Origin of the sequence: Herbiconiux sp. VKM Ac-2851 (genome assembly GCF_013205105.1) — a bacterium.
Taxonomy (GTDB): domain Bacteria; phylum Actinomycetota; class Actinomycetes; order Actinomycetales; family Microbacteriaceae; genus Herbiconiux; species Herbiconiux flava.
In genome coordinates, this window is sequence record NZ_JABMLJ010000002.1 from 42,340 (window position 1) to 59,303 (window position 16,964).

The window sequence follows — 16,964 nt, forward strand, 5'->3', positions numbered from 1 at the left end:
GTTCGATTCGCCGGGTCAATGCTGTCTCGCTTTCGGGTTGAGCCATCCGTTGATGAGGTCGGTGCTGAGGTTGACGACGGTGACGAGGGCGACTCCGAAGGCGGTGATGCCCAGGATGACCGGGATGTCTCCCTGGAGGGAGGCGTTGAACGCGAAGCTGCCGTAGCCGGGCAGCGCGAAGACGTTCTCGATGATCAGGGCCGCGCCGAACATCTGGATGAACTCCAGCGACATCACCGTCAGGGCGGGGCTCCCCGCGTTGCGGAGGGCGTGCTTCACGACGATCGAGGTCGAGGACACTCCTCGGGTGCGCAGGGTGCGCACGTAGTCGCGACGCAGCTCGTCGATCATCCGCCCGCGCACCTGGGCCGACATGTTGGCGACGCCGCCGATCGTGAGCACGATGACCGGGATGGTGATGCTGCGCACCCAGGCGGCCGGGTCGTCGGCGAGCGGGGTGTAGCCGGTGGCCGGCAGCAGCTTCAGCTGCACCGCGAAGATGACGACCAGGCCGATGGCGAGCAGCAGGCCCGGCACGATGTAGCCGATCAGCGAGATGCCCTGGGCCACCCGGTCGACGACGCCGCCGCGGGTCGCGGCCCAGACGCCGAGCATGGTGGAGATGACTGCGGTGATCAGGAGCGCCGGCACGATGATCGACAGGGTGACCAGGAGGCGCTGCACCACGGACGGCCCGACCGGGAGCGAGGTGTAGACCGAGGTGCCGAAGTCGCCGCGCAGTGCGCTGAACAGCCAGTCGCCGTACTGCACGATCACCGGCCGGTCCCAGCCCTTGGCCGTCATCAGCGCCGCGGTGTTCTCGGGGGTGGCCGACTGGCCGAGGATGGTGCGGGCCACGTCCTCGAACGACGTGGACAGGAGCAGGAAGGTGATGAAGGTCACCAGGAGCGCGAGGATCACTCCGGTGCCCAGGCGCTTGGCGATGTAGGAGATCATCGGGCGACGAACCCCCCGCTGGGGCCCCGTCGGATAGGCGTCGGCATGCTTCTCGAACTCCTTTGTCAGAAACGCTCCTGCAACCGCTTGACAACTGTGCGGCGAAAGAAGGTGTGGTGCTAGTAAATCAGATGCTGCAGTCGGTTGACAACCGATTGCCAAAACTTTCTATCGACGCCGCGTAGGCCGGCGAGCCTGCGAGTGGTGCCGACAGAGCTGCGAGCACTGCGGGCACCGTGCGGCGATCGTCGGCGGCGTCATCCGGGAGCAGACCGCGCTTGCGCGCGACCATCCAGGCGGCGATGACAGCGGCCGTAGCGGGTGATGACTCCCCGCGCGCCAGGCGCGCCTCGGCCACGGGGACGATCCGCAGTCGGAGTTTCGTGAAACTGTCGCCCGCGATCTGGACGAGGCCGTGCTCGATCCGTGCGTTGGCGAACCGGGTCAGGAGCGCATCCCGGTATGCCGGCAGGTCGAGGCCGGCCGGCAGGCAGGAGGCGTCCTCGTCCCAGAGCGCCTCGACGGCCTCACGGCACGTGGGGTCGGTCACGGCGTCGGCGACGGTGCGGTGACCACGGAGCAGACCGAGACAGGCGAGGAGCGTGTGGGCGCCGTTGAGCATCCACAGCTTGCGGGCCTCCCAGGCGTGCAGGTCGTCGACGAAGCGCGCACCGGCGGTCTCCCAGCGCGGGCGCCCCGCGGGGAACTCCCCCGAGATGACCCAGTCGCTGAAGGGCTCCGCCACGACCGGGGCGAGATCCCCCGTCGATGCCGAGAGCTGTTCGAGCTCGGCGTCGGAGAGCCGGGGCGTGATGCGGTCGACCGAGCTCGACGGGAAGGTCACCTCGCGGGCGATCCACTCCCCGAGCGACGAGGAGAGCACGGTGGCGAGACCGCTCACGGCACGCGCGAGGCGGCCGCCGTTGTCGGGCAGGTTGTCGCAGGAGAGCAGCGCGAGGGCCCCGCCTCCCCGCCGTCGGCGTTCCTCGAGACCGAGCACGAGCTTCGCGAGCACCGTGCGCGGGGCGAGGCCCGAGAGCGGGCGGTCGCCGACCGCGGCGAGCAGCGCGAGGTCGTCGGCGACCGCGGGGTCGTCGGCGTCGGGCGACCCGTCGGCGGTCGAGCGGTAGCCGCGTTCGGTGATGGTGAGGGTGACGACCGCGGTGGCCGGTGCCGCCAGGTCGGCGAGGAGGGCTTCGACGTCGTCGCCGGAGCGCGCTCGCACGATGCTCCCCACCACCTCGGAGCGATCGCCGTCGGAGTCGCGGACGATCAGCGTGGAGAGGCCGTCCTGGCGGGTCAGCGAATCGGCCAGCTCGTGGCTGCCGCCGGTGTAGGCCGAGATTCCCCACTCCCGGCCGTCGGCGGCGTGCTCGGTGTACCAGGCGATGTGCGAGCGCGAGAACGCCCCGAGACCGAGGTGCACGATGCGCACAGGTGGCGCCGGCCGGTCCCTGCGCAGCAGGGGAGCCGTCGGGCGCGGGGCGAGCCCCGTCACAGCTTGAACACCCGTCGCGGGAGCGCACCCACGAGGTCGTCGGCGATCCGCTCCGCCTGGTGCTGACGGATGCGCCCCTCCGCCACGAGTCGGGCGAGGAACGCCGAGTCGGCCCGGCGCGCCATGTCGTGGCGGGCGGGGATCGACAGGAACGCCCGCGTGTCGTCGATGAACCCGGAGCCGCGGGAGAATCCGGCGGTCTCGGTCGTCGCCGCCCGGAAGCGTGCGATCGAGTCGGGGGCGTCGAGGAACCACCACGGGGCCCCGATGTACACGCTCGGGTAGAAGCCGGCGAGCGGTGCCAGTTCGCGGGAGTACACGGACTCGTCGATGCCGAAGAGCACGAGGTGGAAGCCGGATGCGAGGCCGAACGCCTCGAGCAAGGGGCGCAGACCCCGGGTGAAGTCGACCGGCACCGGGATGTCATGGCCGGTGTCGGGCCCGAACGAGCGCAGGGTGGCCGTGCTGTGATTGCGGAGCACCCCGGCGTGCACGGTCATGACGAGACCGTCCTCGACGCTCATCCGAGCCATCTGGAAGAGCATGTGCCCCCGGAAGACGCGCTTCTCGGCCGCGGTCGCACGGCCCTGCAGAACCGCCTGGAACAGCCGCTCGGCGCGACCCGGGTCGAGGTCGGTGGTGAAGGGCTCCTCGACTCCGTGGTCGGCCGAGACGGCGCCATGACGGATGAAGTGCCGGCGGCGCTCGGCGAGCGCGGACAGGTAGCCGGCGAAGGTCGACGGCGACGCCGTCGCCCCGAGCAGCCGCCCGACACTCTCGGCGAAGGCGGGAGCATCCGGGTCGAGATAGCGGTCGGGACGGAAGGTCGGCAGCACCCGGCCGGGGAGGGCGCCCGACAGCCGGGCGTGACCGGCGAGATCGTCGAGCGGGTCGTCGGTGGTCGCGAGGACCTCGATGCCGAAGCGCTCGAACAGCGCCCGCGGCCGCCACTCGGGCAGGGCCAGGCGAGCGGCGACGAAGTCGAAGGACTCGTCGGCCGTGTCGGGCCCCAGCTCCGCCTCGAATCCGAGGTCGGCGAGCTCCTCCTCGAGCCAGTACCCCGAGGAGGTGCCGGCGAAGAGATGCCAGTGACCGGCCAGCGTGCGCCAGACCTCGCGGGGGTCGGCCGCACCGGAGCCGAGCCCGAGCGCGTCGAGCGGGACCCCCGAGGCGTGCACCAGCCGGGTGACGTAGTGGTCATGGGTGACGAACAGGGCGGCCGGGTCGGCGAAGGGCGTGTCGTCGACCAGCCACTCCACGGGCACGTGTCCGTGCGGGGAGACGATCGGCGCCTCGGCGACGCGCTGGTAGAGGTCGCGAGCGATGCCGCGCGTCGCCGGGTCGGCCGGGAGCAAGCGGTCAGGGTCACGCCGTCGTGGCTGGTGCATGCTGAGTATTCTGTCCAGCGCGCCGCCGCTTGTCAACCGATTGCCGCGCCCAGGGCGCGCGACTCAATGGGTTCCGGAGAAGCGTCCGGCAATCGCTTGCCAAAACGCGACGGCTCTGCTGTACTGTCCTCGATCGCCGCACCGCCGCGCAGGGCCGCCCGCTCGCCCGCCTCACCGAAAGACGCCCATGAAGATCCAACAGGCCGAAGTCATCGTCACCAGCCCCGACCGCAACTTCGTCACCCTCAAGCTCACCACCGACGACGGCCTCACCGGTCTCGGCGACGCCACGTTGAACGGCCGGGAGCTCGCCGTCGTCAGCTACCTGCGCGACCACGTCGTGCCGCTGCTGATCGGCCGCGACGCGTCCCGTATCGAGGACACCTGGCAGTTCCTCTACCGCTCCGCCTACTGGCGCCGCGGCCCGGTCACGATGGCCGCGATCGCCGCGGTCGACGTGGCGCTGTGGGACATCAAGGCCAAGGCGGCCGGCATGCCCCTCTACCAGCTGCTCGGCGGAGCGTCCCGCACCGGCCTGCTCGCCTACGGTCACGCCTCGGGCAAGACGAACGAGGAGATCTTCGACAGCATCCGCTCGCACCAGGAGCAGGGCTATAAGGCCATCCGCGTGCAGGCCGCGGTGCCGGGCCTGAAGTCGATCTACGGCATCGCCTCCAACGCCACCTTCGAGGCGAACAAGGGCGTGCGCTACGACCACGAGCCCGCGCAGCGCGGGGCGCTCCCGAACGAGGAGGACTGGGACACCCGCTCCTACCTCCGCCACATCCCCACCGTGTTCGAGGCCGTGCGCAACGAGTTCGGCCCCGAGCTGCCCCTGCTGCACGACGCCCATCACCGCATGACGCCCATCCAGGCGGCGAAGCTCGCGAAGTCGCTCGAGCCCTACGACCTGTTCTGGCTCGAGGACTGCACCCCCGCCGAGAACCAGGAGGCGCTTCGCCTCGTGCGGCAGCACTCCACCACCCCGCTCGCGATCGGCGAGATCTTCAACACCATCTGGGACTACCAGCTGATCGTGCGCGAGCAGCTGATCGACTACGTGCGGAGCGCGGTCACCCACACCGGCGGCATCACGCACCTGAAGAAGGTGCTCGAGTACGCCTCCCAGTACCAGATCAAGTCGGGGATGCACGGACCCACCGACATCTCCCCCGTCGGCATGGCCGCCGCCATGCACCTGGGCCTCGCCATCCACAACTTCGGCATCCAGGAGTACATGAAGCACGGCGCGAAGACCGACCAGGTCTTCCAGCAGTCCTTCACCTGGAGCGACGGCATGCTGCACCCCGGCGACCAGCCCGGCATCGGGGTCGAGCTCGACGTCGACGAGGCCGGGAAGTACCCCTACGTGCAGGCGTACCTGCCCTACAACAGACTGGCCGACGGCACCGTCCACGACTGGTGACCGCCCGCCGACCCGACAGAACCCCAGACGAAGGAGTCTCATGACCACGGAAGCGCCGGCGGTCGCCGCAGCGCCCCTAGCGCGGGTCAGCGCCAGCTGGCTCGCCCTCTCCGCCATCGCCAACTTCGGCGTCTCGATGGCGTTCATCGTGCCGCTGTCGTTCTCGCTCGCCGTGCGCATCTCCGAGCTCGACCCCGGTCACGAGGAGGTGCTGGGGTACGTCACGGGCATCGCGCAGATCGTCTATCTCGTCGCAAGTCCGCTGATCGGCGTCTGGAGCGACCGGCTGCAGTCGCGCTTCGGCCGCCGCAGCCCGTTCGTGGTGGGCGGCGCGCTCCTCGGCATCGTGGGTCTCGTCGTGATCTCGTCGGCACCGAGCGTGCTGATCGTGGGCGTCGGCTGGGTGATCGGGCTGATGGGCTGGGCGACCGCCGGTCAGGCCATCCAGAACCGGCAGGCCGAGACGGTGCCCGAGGAGCAGCGCGGTCGCATCTCCGCCCTCACCGGCCTGCTCGCCCAGGTCGCGCCGGTGCTCGGCATCGGCATCGCCTACGCGGTGGCCTCCAGCACGCTGCTCGTCTTCGTGATCCCGGGTCTGGTCGGGCTGCTCTGCGTCATCCTGTTCACGGTGCTGAAGAAGGAGCGCAGCTCGGTCGGCCTGGCGAGCACCGCGCCCGTCTCGGTGAAGTCGATCCTGTCGAGCTACGTCTTCAACCCCCGCAAGCACCCCGACTTCGGCTGGAACTGGCTCGGCCGCTTCCTCTTCTTCATGGGTTTGTACTTCAACACCTCCTTCGGCACCTTCTTCTATGCCCAGCGCCTCGGTCTGCCGGTGAAGGAGGTGGCCGGCATCGTCGCGATCATCGGACTGATCGGCATCGTCGCGGCCACCGTGGGCGCTCTCGGTGCCGGGTTCCTCTCCGACAAGCTGCGCCGCCGCAAGCTGTTCGCCCTGATCGGTGCCGTGCTCTTCGTCTTCGGTGCGGTCACCGAGGCCTTCGCGCACAGCTTCGTCACCCTCCTGATCGGCTCGCTGATCATGCAGCTCGCGATAGCGGCCTTCAGCGCCGTCGACCAGGCCATCGTCTTCGCCGTCATCCCCGACCGCGCCCAGACGGGTCGCTACCTCGCCGTCGTCGCGTTCGCTCAGAAGATCCCGAGCGGCATCGCTCCGCTGATCGCGCCGCTCATCATCACCGTCGGGGCCGTCGGTGCCGACAAGAACTACACCGCGCTCTACCTGGCGGGCGCCGTGCTGGCGCTGGCCGGCGGCATCATCGTGGCGACCAAGGTGAAGGCGGTCCGATGACAGCGCAGCCCTTCGATCTCTCGGTTCCGGATGCTCCGCGGTGGATCTCCCCCGCCGAGACGCCCGAGCAGGCCGACACCCCCGATCGCGGCGCCCACCTGCTCCGTCGTGTCTTCGATCTCGACGAGCCCGTCGCCGACGCCGTCCTCACCGCGACGGCCCTCGGCGTCTACGAGGCGTTCCTGAACGGACAGCGGGTCGGCGACCTCGAGCTGACCCCCGGATCGACGAGCTACGACCGCACCGTGCACGCCCAGCGCCACGAGGTCGCCGGGCTGCTCGCGGCCGGCCGCAACACCCTCGACATCCTGCTGTCCGACGGCTGGTTCCGCGGCCGCAACAGCGGAGTGCAGCGGCGCGACGTCTGGGGGCGCGCCACGGCGGCCCTCGTGCACCTCGAGCTCACCGCGGCCGACGGCACGAGAACGGCCGTCTCCTCCGACGAGCAGTGGCTGAGCCTCCCGAGCCCCGTCGTGCGCGCCGATCTGATGACCGGCCAGACCACCGACTTCCGCGTCGACCCCGACCGCGCCGATGGCGTTCCCGTGCGGCTGGACGCCGTGGCACCGCCCGCCCCCAGCTGGTCCCCCGGCCCGCCCGTGCGACGGGTCGAGGAGCGTCGCCCGGTCTCCCTCACACCCGTGGCCGACGGCGTCTCGATCCTCGACACGGGCCAGAACCTCTCCGGCTGGCTGCGGCTCACCGGCCTCGGGCCCGCCGGGAGCGAGACGGTGCTGCGCTTCGGTGAGCATCTCGACGAGAACGGCGACCTCACCACCGCGCACCTCGACCTGACCACGCCGCAGGGCGAACGCCTGGCGTTCCACCAGACCGACCGCGTGGTGGCCGACGGCGCGCAGCGCGTGTTCGAGCCGCGCCACACGGTGCACGGTTTCCAGTACGTGCGGATCGAGCATCCGGGGCGCCCGCTCTCGATCGACGACCTCACCGTGGTCGTCGTGCACTCCGACGTCGAGCGGCGCGGCTGGTTCCGCTCGTCGTCGGCCGAGCTCGAGCGGCTGCACGAGGCGGCGCTCTGGAGCTTCCGCGGGAACATCGTCGACGTGCCCACCGACTGCCCGACGCGGGAGCGGTCGGGCTGGACCGGGGACTACCAGGTCTTCTCCCCCGTCGCGACGATGCTCTACGACGTCGACGCCTTCTCCCGCAAGTGGCTGCAGTCGGTGCGCGACGACCAGACGCCGGAGGGGCTGCCCGCCGCGTTCTCGCCCGACTCGCTGCGCATCCGGGAGAACCCCGAGCTGCCGACCCGCGTGCTCGGTGGAGCCGCCGGCTGGGGCGACGCGCTCGTGCTGGTGCCCTGGACGCTCTACCGCGCCTACGGCGACCCGTCGGTGCTCGCGGAGAGCTGGGAGTCGATGCGCGCGTGGGTCGAGTACGCCCTCGGGCTCGCGTCCTCGCTCCGGCACCCGGATCGCGTCGCCCGCTCGGCCGAGCCCCTGACGCACGAGCGCTTCGTCTGGGACGGGCCCTTCCACTACGGGGAGTGGCTCGAACCCAAGAAGCGACGCGCTGACGGCAGCCTGATCGACCCGATGGCCGAGAACCCGTACGCGTACATGTCCGCAGACCGGGGCGAGGTGGGCACCGCCTATCTGCACCTGTCCGCACGCACCCTGGCGCGGGCAGCCGAGGCGCTCGGCGACACCGCCTCGGCCGTTCACTACGACGCGGTCGCCGAGCGGGTGAAGGACGCGTGGCAGCGGGAGTTCCTCTCCTCCGACGGCCGCACGCGCGACGACACCCAGGCCGCCTACGTGCGCGCCCTCGCCTTCGGCCTGCTGCCGGTAGAACTGGTCGGGCCTGCTGCCGCCCGTCTCGCGGAGCTCGTGAACGAGGCCGACGACCGGCTCAGCACCGGGTTCCTCTCCAGTGGGCTGCTGCTCGGCGCCCTCGCCGACCACGGCCACGCCGAGCTCGCGTACCGCCTGCTGCTCCGGCACGGCACGCCCTCCTGGCTCGGCATGCTCGACCGTGGCGCGACCACCGTCTGGGAGGACTGGGACGGGATCGACGAGCACGGCCACGCCCACGAGTCGCTCAATCACTACAGCAAGGGCGCGGTCATCCGCTTCCTGCACGAGCACGTCGTCGGGCTGCGCCAGGCGCCGGGCTCCTCGGGCTGGACGAGCTTCGTGGTGAAGCCCGTGCCCGGTGGCGGCCTCGACTCGGCCGGCTACACGTTCCGGTCGCCGCTCGGCGAGATCGTCGTCGACTGGACGCGGTCGGGCGGGGAGTTCACGCTCGACCTCACCGTGCCCCCGGGGTCGGAGGCCGTCGTCGAGCTGCCCGACGGTTCGCGCAGCCGGCACGGAGCGGGGAGCATCCGGCTCACCTGCCCGGCACCCCGGTGACCGGCCGTCACCGACCTCGACTTCCACCCTCGACCCTCGACCAGAAGGAACAACCATGCCCGTGCCCGACGTCTCCCAGCACACCCTCGCCGAGCTCGTCTCGCTCACCGGCCGCCGCGCCGTCGTCACCGGCGGCGCCCGGGGCCTCGGCAAGGCCATCGCCCTGCGCCTCGCCGAGGCCGGAGCCGACGTGGTGATCGGCGACCTCGACGAGGACCTCGCCGTGCGCACCGCCGCCGAGCTGGCCGAGACCCACGGCGTGCGCGCCGAGGGTCACCGCCTCGACGTCGCCTCGACCGACTCGGTCGTCGCCCTCGCCGACGCCACCGTCGAGCACCTCGGCGGGATCGACATCTGGGTGAACAACGCCGGCATCTTCCCCAACACGCCGCTGCTCGAGCTGAGTGACGAGCAGTGGGACCAGGTCTTCGCGGTCAACGCCCGCGGTGCCCTGGTCGGTGCCCGCGAGGCGGCCAGGCGGATGACGGCGGCGGGCTCGGGCGGCGTGATCGTGAACGTGGTCTCGACCGCCGGCTTCCGCGGCACCGGCCCCGGTCTCGCCGCGTACGTCGGCTCGAAGCACGCCGTGCGGGGGCTGACCCGGCAGCTGGCGCTCGAGCTGGCGCCGCAGGGCATCCGGGTTCTCGGAGTCGCCCCGAGCTACGTGCCGACCGAGGGCAACCAGGCGATGCTGGCTGCCGCCCTCGAAGCGCTCGGGCAGCCCCTCGGCGGACCGTCGGTCGACGCGCCGCCCGTGGAGTACATGGCCACGCCCCTGCTCGGCCGCGTCGGCACCCCCGACGACATCGCCCGGGTGGCGCTGTTCGCCGCATCCGACCTCTCGGCCTTCATGACGGGCAGCACCCTGCTCGCCGACGGCGGCGAGACCGCCTGACCCGCACCCGCATCCCTTCCCGGTCGACAGAAAGAGAACCATGACCAGTCAGCCCATCACCGCCTCGAGCTCGATCACCGCCTGGCTCGCCCACCCGGAGGGCGGCCCGCTCGTGCGCGGCCTGCTCGCCCAGGCCGGCATCGACGAGACCACCCTGGCCCCGGTCGCCGGGCTGCCGCTGCAGCAGCTCGTCGTGCTGAGCCAGGGCCAGCTGCCGCAGCAGCTCGTCGACGACCTCGTGCGTCAGGCGAACGGCGGCGAGATCCCCGACGAGTCCTCCCTCTCCGACGACGGGCAGTGGCGCGAGACGATCACGCCCGGCCGCTTCGCCGGGCGCACGGTCGTGGTGACCGGAGCCGCCTCGGGCATCGGCCGCGCCACCGCGTCGCGCGTGGCACGTGAAGGCGGCCGGGTCGTCGCCGTCGACATCTCGGCCGAGCGCCTGGCCGAGCTCGTGGAGTCGCTGCCCGACGCCGAGGTGGTCGCCGTGGCGGCGGACATCACGGCGCAATCCGGCATCGACTCGATCGTGGCCGCCGCCGGTGACCGCATCGACGCGCTCGCCAACGTCGCGGGCATCAACGACGACTTCTCCCCCGCCGCTGAGACGAGCGACGCCGTCTGGGACCGGGTGATCGCCGTCAACCTGACCGGTGGGTTCAAGCTCTCCCGGGCGGTGCTCCCCGTGATGCTCGCGGCCGGGCGCGGCGCGATCGTCAACGTGGCCTCCGAGGCGGCGCTCCGGGGCAACTCCTCCGGCACCGCCTACACGGTCTCCAAGCACGGCGTGATCGGCCTGACCAAGAGCACCGCGTTCATGTACGGGCCGCAGGGCATCCGGGTGAACGCCGTCGCACCCGGCGGCGTCGCGACCGGGATCCCCATGCCCGCGAGCATCTCGGAGGCCGGCCTCGGCCGCCTGAAGCCGTTCCAGGACATGATCCCCACGATCGCCACGGCCGACCAGCTCGCGGCCTCGATCACCTTCCTGCTCAGCGACGACGCCGTGAACATCAACGGGGCGGTGCTCGCCTCCGACGGCGGATGGTCGGTTCAGTAGCCGGTGACGCCGGGCCGCTCGCCGGCCCGGCCGTCATCGTCGTGTCGGGGGTGTCGGGGTCGGGCAAGTCGACCGTCGGCGCCCTGCTCGCCTCACGGCTGGGATGGGACTTCCTCGACGCCGACGACCTGCATCCCCCGGCGAACATCGCGAAGATGGCCTCGGGCATGCCGCTGACCGACGCCGATCGCGGGCCCTGGCTCGATGCGGTCGGTCGAGCCGCCTCAGCTCCCGGGCGCGCCGGGGTCGTGGTGGCCTGCTCGGCCCTGCGGGTCGTCCACCGCGATCGCCTGCGCGAACGAGTGCCCGACCTCGTCGTGGTGCAGCTCACGGCGCACCCCGACCTCATCGGCGACCGACTGTCGACCCGCGTCGACCACTTCATGCCTCCGACCCTGCTCGCGAGCCAGTTCGCCGCGCTCGAACCGCTCTCGGCGGCCGAGGCCGGTCTGGTGCTCGACGTAGGAGCGACTCCCGAGGCTCTCGTCGCTCGCATCCTGGTGCTGCTGGCAGACGGCTGAGATAACCGATCGGTCACGATCCGGACGAATTTTGGCAATCGGTTGTCAAAAGCCCTCGCGGCTGATTTACTGACACCACGCGAATGGCTCCCGCCGTCAGTCAAACGGTTGCCAACGCCCCTGCTTTCATACGAAGGAGTCTGAAAATGCCCCGACAGCACCGCCTCGGCACCCGGAGCGCGGCACTCGCCGCCCTCGTCAGCGGCGCCCTCCTCCTCACCGCGTGCAGCGCGCCCGAGGACACCGCGTCGACCAGCGCCGCCACCGACGCCCCTGCCCTGGCGCTCGCCGCGGTCTCCGGCCCGAACTCGCTCGACACGGCCCAGCTCGTCGACGGCCAGCAGGCCTTCGTCTGGGCGTCGGTCTACGACACGCTCCTCGCCCGCGACCAGAAGACCGGCGCGGTGGCCCCGAACGCCGCCGAGAGCTGGGAGTACAACGCCGACGGCACCGTGCTCACCCTGAAACTCCACTCCGGAATGACGTTCTCGAACGGCGACCCCGTCGACGCCGCCGCCGTGGCCGCCACCATGCTCCGCACCAAGAACACCCCCGGCATCGTGCAGCCCAAGTTCGCGCTCGTCACCGACGTGAAGGCGACCGACGACCTCACCGTCGAGGTGACCTTCTCGTCGTTCGACCCCCAATTCGTCTACAACCTCTCGCTCGGCGCGGGAGCGATCGGCGATCCCGACTCGCTCGACACCGCCGAAGCCGCGACGAATCCCGTCGGCTCCGGCCCCTACACGCTCGACGTGGCCAACACCGTGCCCGGAACCTCGTACCAGCTGAAGAAGCGCGACGACTACTGGAACGCCGACGCGTTCCCGTTCCCCTCGGTGACCGTGCGCGTGCTGCAGGACCCGACGGCGTCCTTCAACGCCCTCCAGGCGGGCGAGATCAACGCGGCCACGGTGCAGACCCAGCTCATCGGCCAGCTCGACTCGAGCAAGTACACGATCAGCACCATCCCCGGCCAGGCGCTCGCCTACCTCGACATCCTCGACCGCGGCGGCCAGAAGTGGCCGGCGCTCGGCGACCAGAAGGTGCGCCAGGCGATCAATCACGCGATCGACCGCGAGGGCATCCTGAAGGGCATCTTCCAGGACAACGGGCAGGTGACCGAGCAGGTGTTCAGCCCGAACGCCCAGGTGTTCGACGAGTCGCTCAACGACACCTACGACTACGACCCCGAGCTGGGCAAGAAGCTCGTCGCCGATGCCGGCTTCGCCGGTGAGACCTTCCAGATCCCGAGCACGTTCCTCACCACCTCGGTCGAGGCGACGCTCTCGCAGGCCTTCACCGACATCGGGCTGGGGCTCGAGTGGGTCTCGGTGCCGCCGCAGCAGGCCCAGTCGGCCCTCACCTCGGGCGACTACGGTCTCTCGTTCCAGATCACGGGTGTGAACTCCGACCCGGCCGACGCCTTCTTCCACTACTCGCCCAACGGCTTCGGCAACCCGACCCACTACACCGACGCGAAGGTCGACGAGCTCTTCTCGACCATCAACTCGACCGTCGACGAGTCGGCCGCACTGCCGGCCTACCAGGAGCTCAACGAGTACGGGGTCGAGCAGGCCTTCGAGGCGCCGATCGTCTTCATCGACTCCACCTGGGCCACCGCCGACGGCATCTCGGTCATCTCGATCGGCGGCGTGCCCGCGACGGTGAGCAACTTCGCCTTCGACGGGAAGTAGCCGCGGACGACGCGACACGGAAGGGGGCGGGCTTCGGCCCGCCCCCTTCTGCCGTCACCCCGTAGATTGGTCCCGTGAGCACAGCCGACGCTGCCGACCCCTCCGCGGACGGCGACATCCCGCCCGAGCTCGCGGCCCGGATCGCCAAGCGCGGCGGCTCCGCGACGATCTACGACATCGCCCAGCTCGCCGGGGTCAATCCGTCGACGGTCTCCCGGGCACTGAGCAAGCCCGGCCGCATCAGCCAGAAGACCGAGGCGAAGATCAGGGCGGCGGCCGAGCGGCTCGACTTCCAGTTCAACCCGATGGCGCGCGGGCTGCCGACGGGCCGCAGCCACACGCTCGGGCTCGTCGTGGCCGACATCACGAACCCCGTCATCTTCGGCATCGTGCGCGGCGCCGAGCACGCCGCGTCGGCCGCCGGCTTCACGCTCGTCATCGCCGAGTCCCAGGAGTCCGGCGAGGCCGAGGCGGAGGCCGTCTCCCGCCTGCTTCCGAGCGTCGACGGCATCGTGCTCGCGACCACCCGCCTCTCCGACGAGCGGATCGCGAGCCTGTCCTCCCGCAAGCCGGTGGTGCTGATCAACCGCCCGGTCGAGGGTGTGCCGAGCGTGCTGCCCGACGTCGAGACCGGCGTCGAGGCCCTGGTCGAGCACCTGGCCGGGCTCGGCCACCGTTCCCTGCTCTACCTGTCGGGTCCCGAGACCTCGTGGATCAGCCGCCGGCGCTGGGAGCACCTCCTGCAGACCTCGGCCGATCGGGAGCTGGCGATCGTCGAGGTCGGGCCGCACGCCCCCACGATCGAGGCGGGAAAGGTCGCCCTGCGTCGGGTGCTCGCCGCCCGCTCCACCGCCGTGATCGCCTTCAACGACCTGATGGCGATCGGGCTGATCCAGGCGGCGACCGCTGCCGGCATCCGCGTGCCCGACGATCTGAGCGTCACCGGCTTCGACGACATCTTCGGCAGCGAGCTGATCGTGCCGGCGCTGACGACGGTGCGCGCGCAGCTGCAGAAGGCGGGCGAGAGCGCCGTCGAGCAGCTCGTCGACCTGATCGACGGCGGTGCGGCGGCGGGAGACGGCGCCGCCTCGCCGCCCGGCGGCCTGCTCGCGACCACCCTCGTCGTGCGCGACAGCACCGGCCCGGCCCCGTCGCCGCGCTGACCCTGACCGCCGCCGATCACCAGGCCGTCTCGCAGGGGCCGTCCCGCACGACGGTGCACCTCCCGGCCCGCCGACCCGTCCTGCTGGCGCGGCCTCGGCGAGTGACGCTCACCGCGCCCCGTGGCGCGAGGTGGACGCCAGCAAGCTGTCGACGTACAGGTCGATGCGGGCCTCGTGGTGCTCCGATCAATCGCACGCTGACGGCGGCGGCGGAACGCGGCGAGACGCCCGGGAACGCGCGGGCCCTGCAAGCGGCCTGGGACCGGATCATCGTGCCGCGCGCCGTCCTGCAGGGTCTGGCGCTGCTCGCGCTGGGACTGACCCTCGTCCTCACCTGAACCCGCCCACGAACCCGCCGCCGCTCCCGGGCGTCAGTGAGCGAGCAGGGCCGCCGCCGTGTCCGCGTCGAGCACGAGCTCGAGGGGCGCCCCGCCCGTGGGGAGGGTGACCACGACAGCATCGGGGTAGAGCGGATGCGCGTGCGAGGCCGGCCGCGCATCCGGTCGCCGCACGACCAGCGTGTGGGCGTCGGAGATGTCGGCCTGGCTGCCGCGCGCGAGCCACTCGCGGCGGTGGAGCACGTGCAGCTCGCCGGGGGTCGCGGCGACGACGGCGCCGTGCAGCGTCATGGGGCGCACGGCGTGCAGGGCGCGGGTGAGGGCGCCGCCGGCGGGGCGGAGTCGGAGCGTGGGGTGGGCCGCGAGCAGGGTGATCTCGGGCTCCCCCGCCGCGAAGTCGGCGTAGGCCGCCACGATCCCGGCGTCGCGCGGATGGTCGGGGAGGCGGACGCCGGGCGCGGCGGCCGGCGGGGCAGGCGAGGCCGCCGGCGTCGGGGCGGGCGAGGCCGCGGGCGCCGGGGCGGGCAGGCGGGATGCCGCGGGGGCGAGCAGGCCGCGCATCCGCGTGATCAGGCGGTCGATGCTCTCGCGGGCCGAGCCGTTGTAGGGCACCACGAGGGGGTCACCGTCGGCGATGTGCACGGTGAAGCGGGCGTCGAGCAGCAGGGAGTCGTTCTGCAGGGCGACGATCGAGGCGAGGGGCACGCGGCGGGCGGAGAAGTCGTCGCCGGTGCGGGTGAGCACGACGAGACCCTCGGGGTCGAGCGCCAGCAGGGCGTCGTAGAGGTGCATCGCGGGGCTCGCGTCGCGGCGCACGATGTTGCGCGGCACCTTGAGCACGAGCGACGCGGCCGCGAGGTCGAGCGGATGCGCGCGGAAGAGCCGTGGCACCTCGGACGGGCTGCGCACCTCGTCGATCCAGGGGCCGAAGGCGTTGTACTCGGCCAGGTCGTCGACGGTCGTCATGGCGGGAGTCTAGGCTCCCGCCGCGACGGGTGGGCACCGGAGTCCGGGCTCCCGCCGCGGCGTGCGGGCGCCCGGGTCCAGGCCGTCGCCGCGGGCGGGCCCACCGTCAGGCGCCGAGCAGCGCGCCCCGGCGCCACACCGCCCGGGTGTTGAGCGTGTCGGCGATGGTCGAGGTGGGGTCGCCGTCGACCAGGAGCAGGTCGGCGCGGAGGCCGACCGCGATGCGGCCGCGGTCGGAGAGGCCGAAGCGACGGGCCGTGGCCGATGTCGCCGCCGTGAGGGCCTCCGTGGGCGTGAGCCCCGCGCGCACGAGGTACTGCAGCTCGTGGTGCACGCTGGCACCGTGCGCCAGGCCGCCCATGAACGGCAGCGGAACCGACGCGTCCGTGCCGACGAGGATGTCCACGCCCGCGTCGTGCAGCGCCTTCACCGAGGCGAGCACGTCGGCGATGCTGCCCTGCGGGTAGTGCCCGAAGCTCGAGCGCAGGGTGGTGTCCCAGCCCTCGTCGAGGCGCGATGCGACGCGCGGGTCGTCGGCCAGGGCCGCCCCGGTCACTCCGATCATCGAGGCGTCGAGCACGACGCAGGCGGTGACGAAGATGCCGGCGTCGGCGATCGCCGCGACGATCTCGTCGGTGTGCGGACGGTCCATGAAGAGGTGCGCGAGGCCGTCGACGCCCGCTTCGACGGCCATCAGGGTGGCCTCGACGGTGAGCGTGTGGGCGATCGCGAGCATCCCGTGCTCGTGCGCGGCGGCGACTCCGGCGTTCAGCGTCGCCTGGTCGAGCATCGGGATGCCCGGGTGCCCCTCGACCGATCCGTCGTCGACCATGAACTTGATGTAGTCGGATCCGTCGGCCACGAGCCTCGGTACGACGGCGGTCGCCTCCTCGGGGGTCGTCACCTCGGCCGGCACCGGACGCGGCCCGCTCGGCGCGGAGGCACCGGGAGGCGGGCCGGGCCGGAAGCCCTCGGGGAAGAGCTCCGCCGGATGCCCGCCGGGAGCGGTGAGCCCGAAGCCCGAGGAACGCACGTCGGCCAGCGAGTCGTCCTCGGCGATGCCGGCCCGCCGGGAGCGGGTGTTCGTGCCTTGCATCTCGAGCTCGGTGGTGACGCCGAAGCGGAGAGCGAGCCCGAGGCTCTGCTCGTTGGTGTGCACGTGGGCGTCGATCAGGCCGGGCAGCAGCGTGCCGCCCGAACCGTCGACGATCGTGGCGCCGGGCGGCACGGTGCCGCCGATGTCGGCGATGATCCCGTCCTCGATGAGGACGGTGGTGGCGTCGAGGAGCTTCTCCCCGTCGAAGATGCGGGCGTTGGTGACAGCGGTGGTGGTCATGATCGGAACAGTAGACAAGAACGAACATGTTCGCA

13 protein-coding genes are annotated in these 16,964 nt (G+C 71.6%); 8 read left to right on the forward strand and 5 right to left on the reverse strand.

What is annotated here, in order from left to right; all coding sequences use genetic code 11:
• Window positions 1–15 precede the first annotated feature (15 nt).
• From HQQ85_RS06895 to uxaC, 3 genes are all read right to left on the reverse strand, one after another.
• A complete protein-coding gene (locus HQQ85_RS06895) occupies window positions 16–957 on the reverse strand; it encodes an ABC transporter permease (protein WP_173181808.1) in 942 nt (313 codons plus the stop codon).
• 127 nt (window positions 958–1,084) lie between these two features.
• On the reverse strand, window positions 1,085–2,392 hold the full coding sequence (locus HQQ85_RS06900) for a mannitol dehydrogenase family protein (RefSeq protein ID WP_173181809.1): 1,308 nt from the start codon (window positions 2,390–2,392) through the stop codon (window positions 1,085–1,087).
• A 59-nt stretch (window positions 2,393–2,451) separates the two neighbouring features.
• Window positions 2,452–3,843: a glucuronate isomerase gene (gene uxaC, locus HQQ85_RS06905; protein WP_173181810.1), complete on the reverse strand. Its 1,392-nt coding sequence runs from the start codon at window positions 3,841–3,843 to the stop codon at window positions 2,452–2,454.
• Window positions 3,844–4,030: 187 nt separating this feature from the next.
• Between uxaC and manD the strand changes: the two genes are divergently transcribed.
• The 8 genes from manD to HQQ85_RS06945 all read left to right on the forward strand — a co-directional run bounded on the left by manD (window position 4,031) and on the right by HQQ85_RS06945 (window position 14,289).
• Window positions 4,031–5,269 carry a D-mannonate dehydratase ManD gene (manD, locus tag HQQ85_RS06910; RefSeq protein WP_173181811.1) on the forward strand — a complete coding sequence of 413 codons (1,239 nt, stop codon included), beginning with the start codon at window positions 4,031–4,033 and terminating at the stop codon, window positions 5,267–5,269.
• Between the two features lie 40 nt (window positions 5,270–5,309).
• Entirely contained in the window at window positions 5,310–6,578 is a 1,269-nt protein-coding gene (locus HQQ85_RS06915) for an MFS transporter (RefSeq protein ID WP_173181812.1), read from the forward strand.
• Window positions 6,575–8,953 carry an alpha-L-rhamnosidase gene (locus HQQ85_RS06920; protein ID WP_173181813.1) on the forward strand — a complete coding sequence of 793 codons (2,379 nt, stop codon included), beginning with the start codon at window positions 6,575–6,577 and terminating at the stop codon, window positions 8,951–8,953. Before HQQ85_RS06915 ends, HQQ85_RS06920 begins: the two co-directional genes overlap by 4 nt.
• 55 nt (window positions 8,954–9,008) lie before the next feature.
• Window positions 9,009–9,848: an SDR family NAD(P)-dependent oxidoreductase gene (locus tag HQQ85_RS06925; protein WP_173181814.1), complete on the forward strand. Its 840-nt coding sequence runs from the start codon at window positions 9,009–9,011 to the stop codon at window positions 9,846–9,848.
• Window positions 9,849–9,888: 40 nt separating this feature from the next.
• Complete coding sequence (locus HQQ85_RS06930) at window positions 9,889–10,908, forward strand: SDR family NAD(P)-dependent oxidoreductase (protein WP_173181815.1); 1,020 nt, start codon at window positions 9,889–9,891, stop codon at window positions 10,906–10,908.
• Complete coding sequence (locus tag HQQ85_RS06935; protein ID WP_173181816.1) at window positions 10,893–11,429, forward strand: gluconokinase; 537 nt, start codon at window positions 10,893–10,895, stop codon at window positions 11,427–11,429. The genes HQQ85_RS06930 and HQQ85_RS06935 overlap by 16 nt, the downstream gene beginning before the upstream one ends.
• A 146-nt stretch (window positions 11,430–11,575) precedes the next feature.
• Window positions 11,576–13,126, forward strand: a complete 1,551-nt coding sequence (locus tag HQQ85_RS06940) for an ABC transporter substrate-binding protein (RefSeq protein WP_173181817.1) — start codon at window positions 11,576–11,578, stop codon at window positions 13,124–13,126.
• A 74-nt stretch (window positions 13,127–13,200) separates the two neighbouring features.
• On the forward strand, window positions 13,201–14,289 hold the full coding sequence (locus tag HQQ85_RS06945) for a LacI family DNA-binding transcriptional regulator (RefSeq protein ID WP_173181818.1): 1,089 nt from the start codon (window positions 13,201–13,203) through the stop codon (window positions 14,287–14,289).
• Between the two features lie 371 nt (window positions 14,290–14,660).
• Here the strand turns inward: HQQ85_RS06945 and HQQ85_RS06950 are convergent, their stop codons facing one another.
• Window positions 14,661–15,593 carry a hypothetical protein gene (locus HQQ85_RS06950; protein ID WP_173181819.1) on the reverse strand — a complete coding sequence of 311 codons (933 nt, stop codon included), beginning with the start codon at window positions 15,591–15,593 and terminating at the stop codon, window positions 14,661–14,663.
• A 106-nt stretch (window positions 15,594–15,699) separates the two neighbouring features.
• Complete coding sequence (locus HQQ85_RS06955; protein WP_173181820.1) at window positions 15,700–16,929, reverse strand: amidohydrolase family protein; 1,230 nt, start codon at window positions 16,927–16,929, stop codon at window positions 15,700–15,702.
• Between the last annotated feature and the right edge of the window lie 35 nt (window positions 16,930–16,964).

Excerpts from the sequence above, each read along its gene's own strand:
- HQQ85_RS06940 (WP_173181817.1), top strand. The coding sequence starts at position 11,576 with ATGCCCCGACAGCACCGCCTCGGCACCCGGAGCGCGGCACTCGCCGCC.
- HQQ85_RS06920 (WP_173181813.1), top strand. The coding sequence starts at position 6,575 with ATGACAGCGCAGCCCTTCGATCTCTCGGTTCCGGATGCTCCGCGGTGG.
- HQQ85_RS06955 (WP_173181820.1), bottom strand. The coding sequence starts at position 16,929 with ATGACCACCACCGCTGTCACCAACGCCCGCATCTTCGACGGGGAGAAG.
- HQQ85_RS06935 (WP_173181816.1), top strand. The coding sequence starts at position 10,893 with ATGGTCGGTTCAGTAGCCGGTGACGCCGGGCCGCTCGCCGGCCCGGCC.
- HQQ85_RS06895 (WP_173181808.1), bottom strand. The coding sequence starts at position 957 with ATGATCTCCTACATCGCCAAGCGCCTGGGCACCGGAGTGATCCTCGCG.
- HQQ85_RS06950 (WP_173181819.1), bottom strand. The coding sequence starts at position 15,593 with ATGACGACCGTCGACGACCTGGCCGAGTACAACGCCTTCGGCCCCTGG.
- manD (WP_173181811.1), top strand. The coding sequence starts at position 4,031 with ATGAAGATCCAACAGGCCGAAGTCATCGTCACCAGCCCCGACCGCAAC.
- HQQ85_RS06930 (WP_173181815.1), top strand. The coding sequence starts at position 9,889 with ATGACCAGTCAGCCCATCACCGCCTCGAGCTCGATCACCGCCTGGCTC.
- HQQ85_RS06915 (WP_173181812.1), top strand. The coding sequence starts at position 5,310 with ATGACCACGGAAGCGCCGGCGGTCGCCGCAGCGCCCCTAGCGCGGGTC.
- uxaC (WP_173181810.1), bottom strand. The coding sequence starts at position 3,843 with ATGCACCAGCCACGACGGCGTGACCCTGACCGCTTGCTCCCGGCCGAC.
- HQQ85_RS06925 (WP_173181814.1), top strand. The coding sequence starts at position 9,009 with ATGCCCGTGCCCGACGTCTCCCAGCACACCCTCGCCGAGCTCGTCTCG.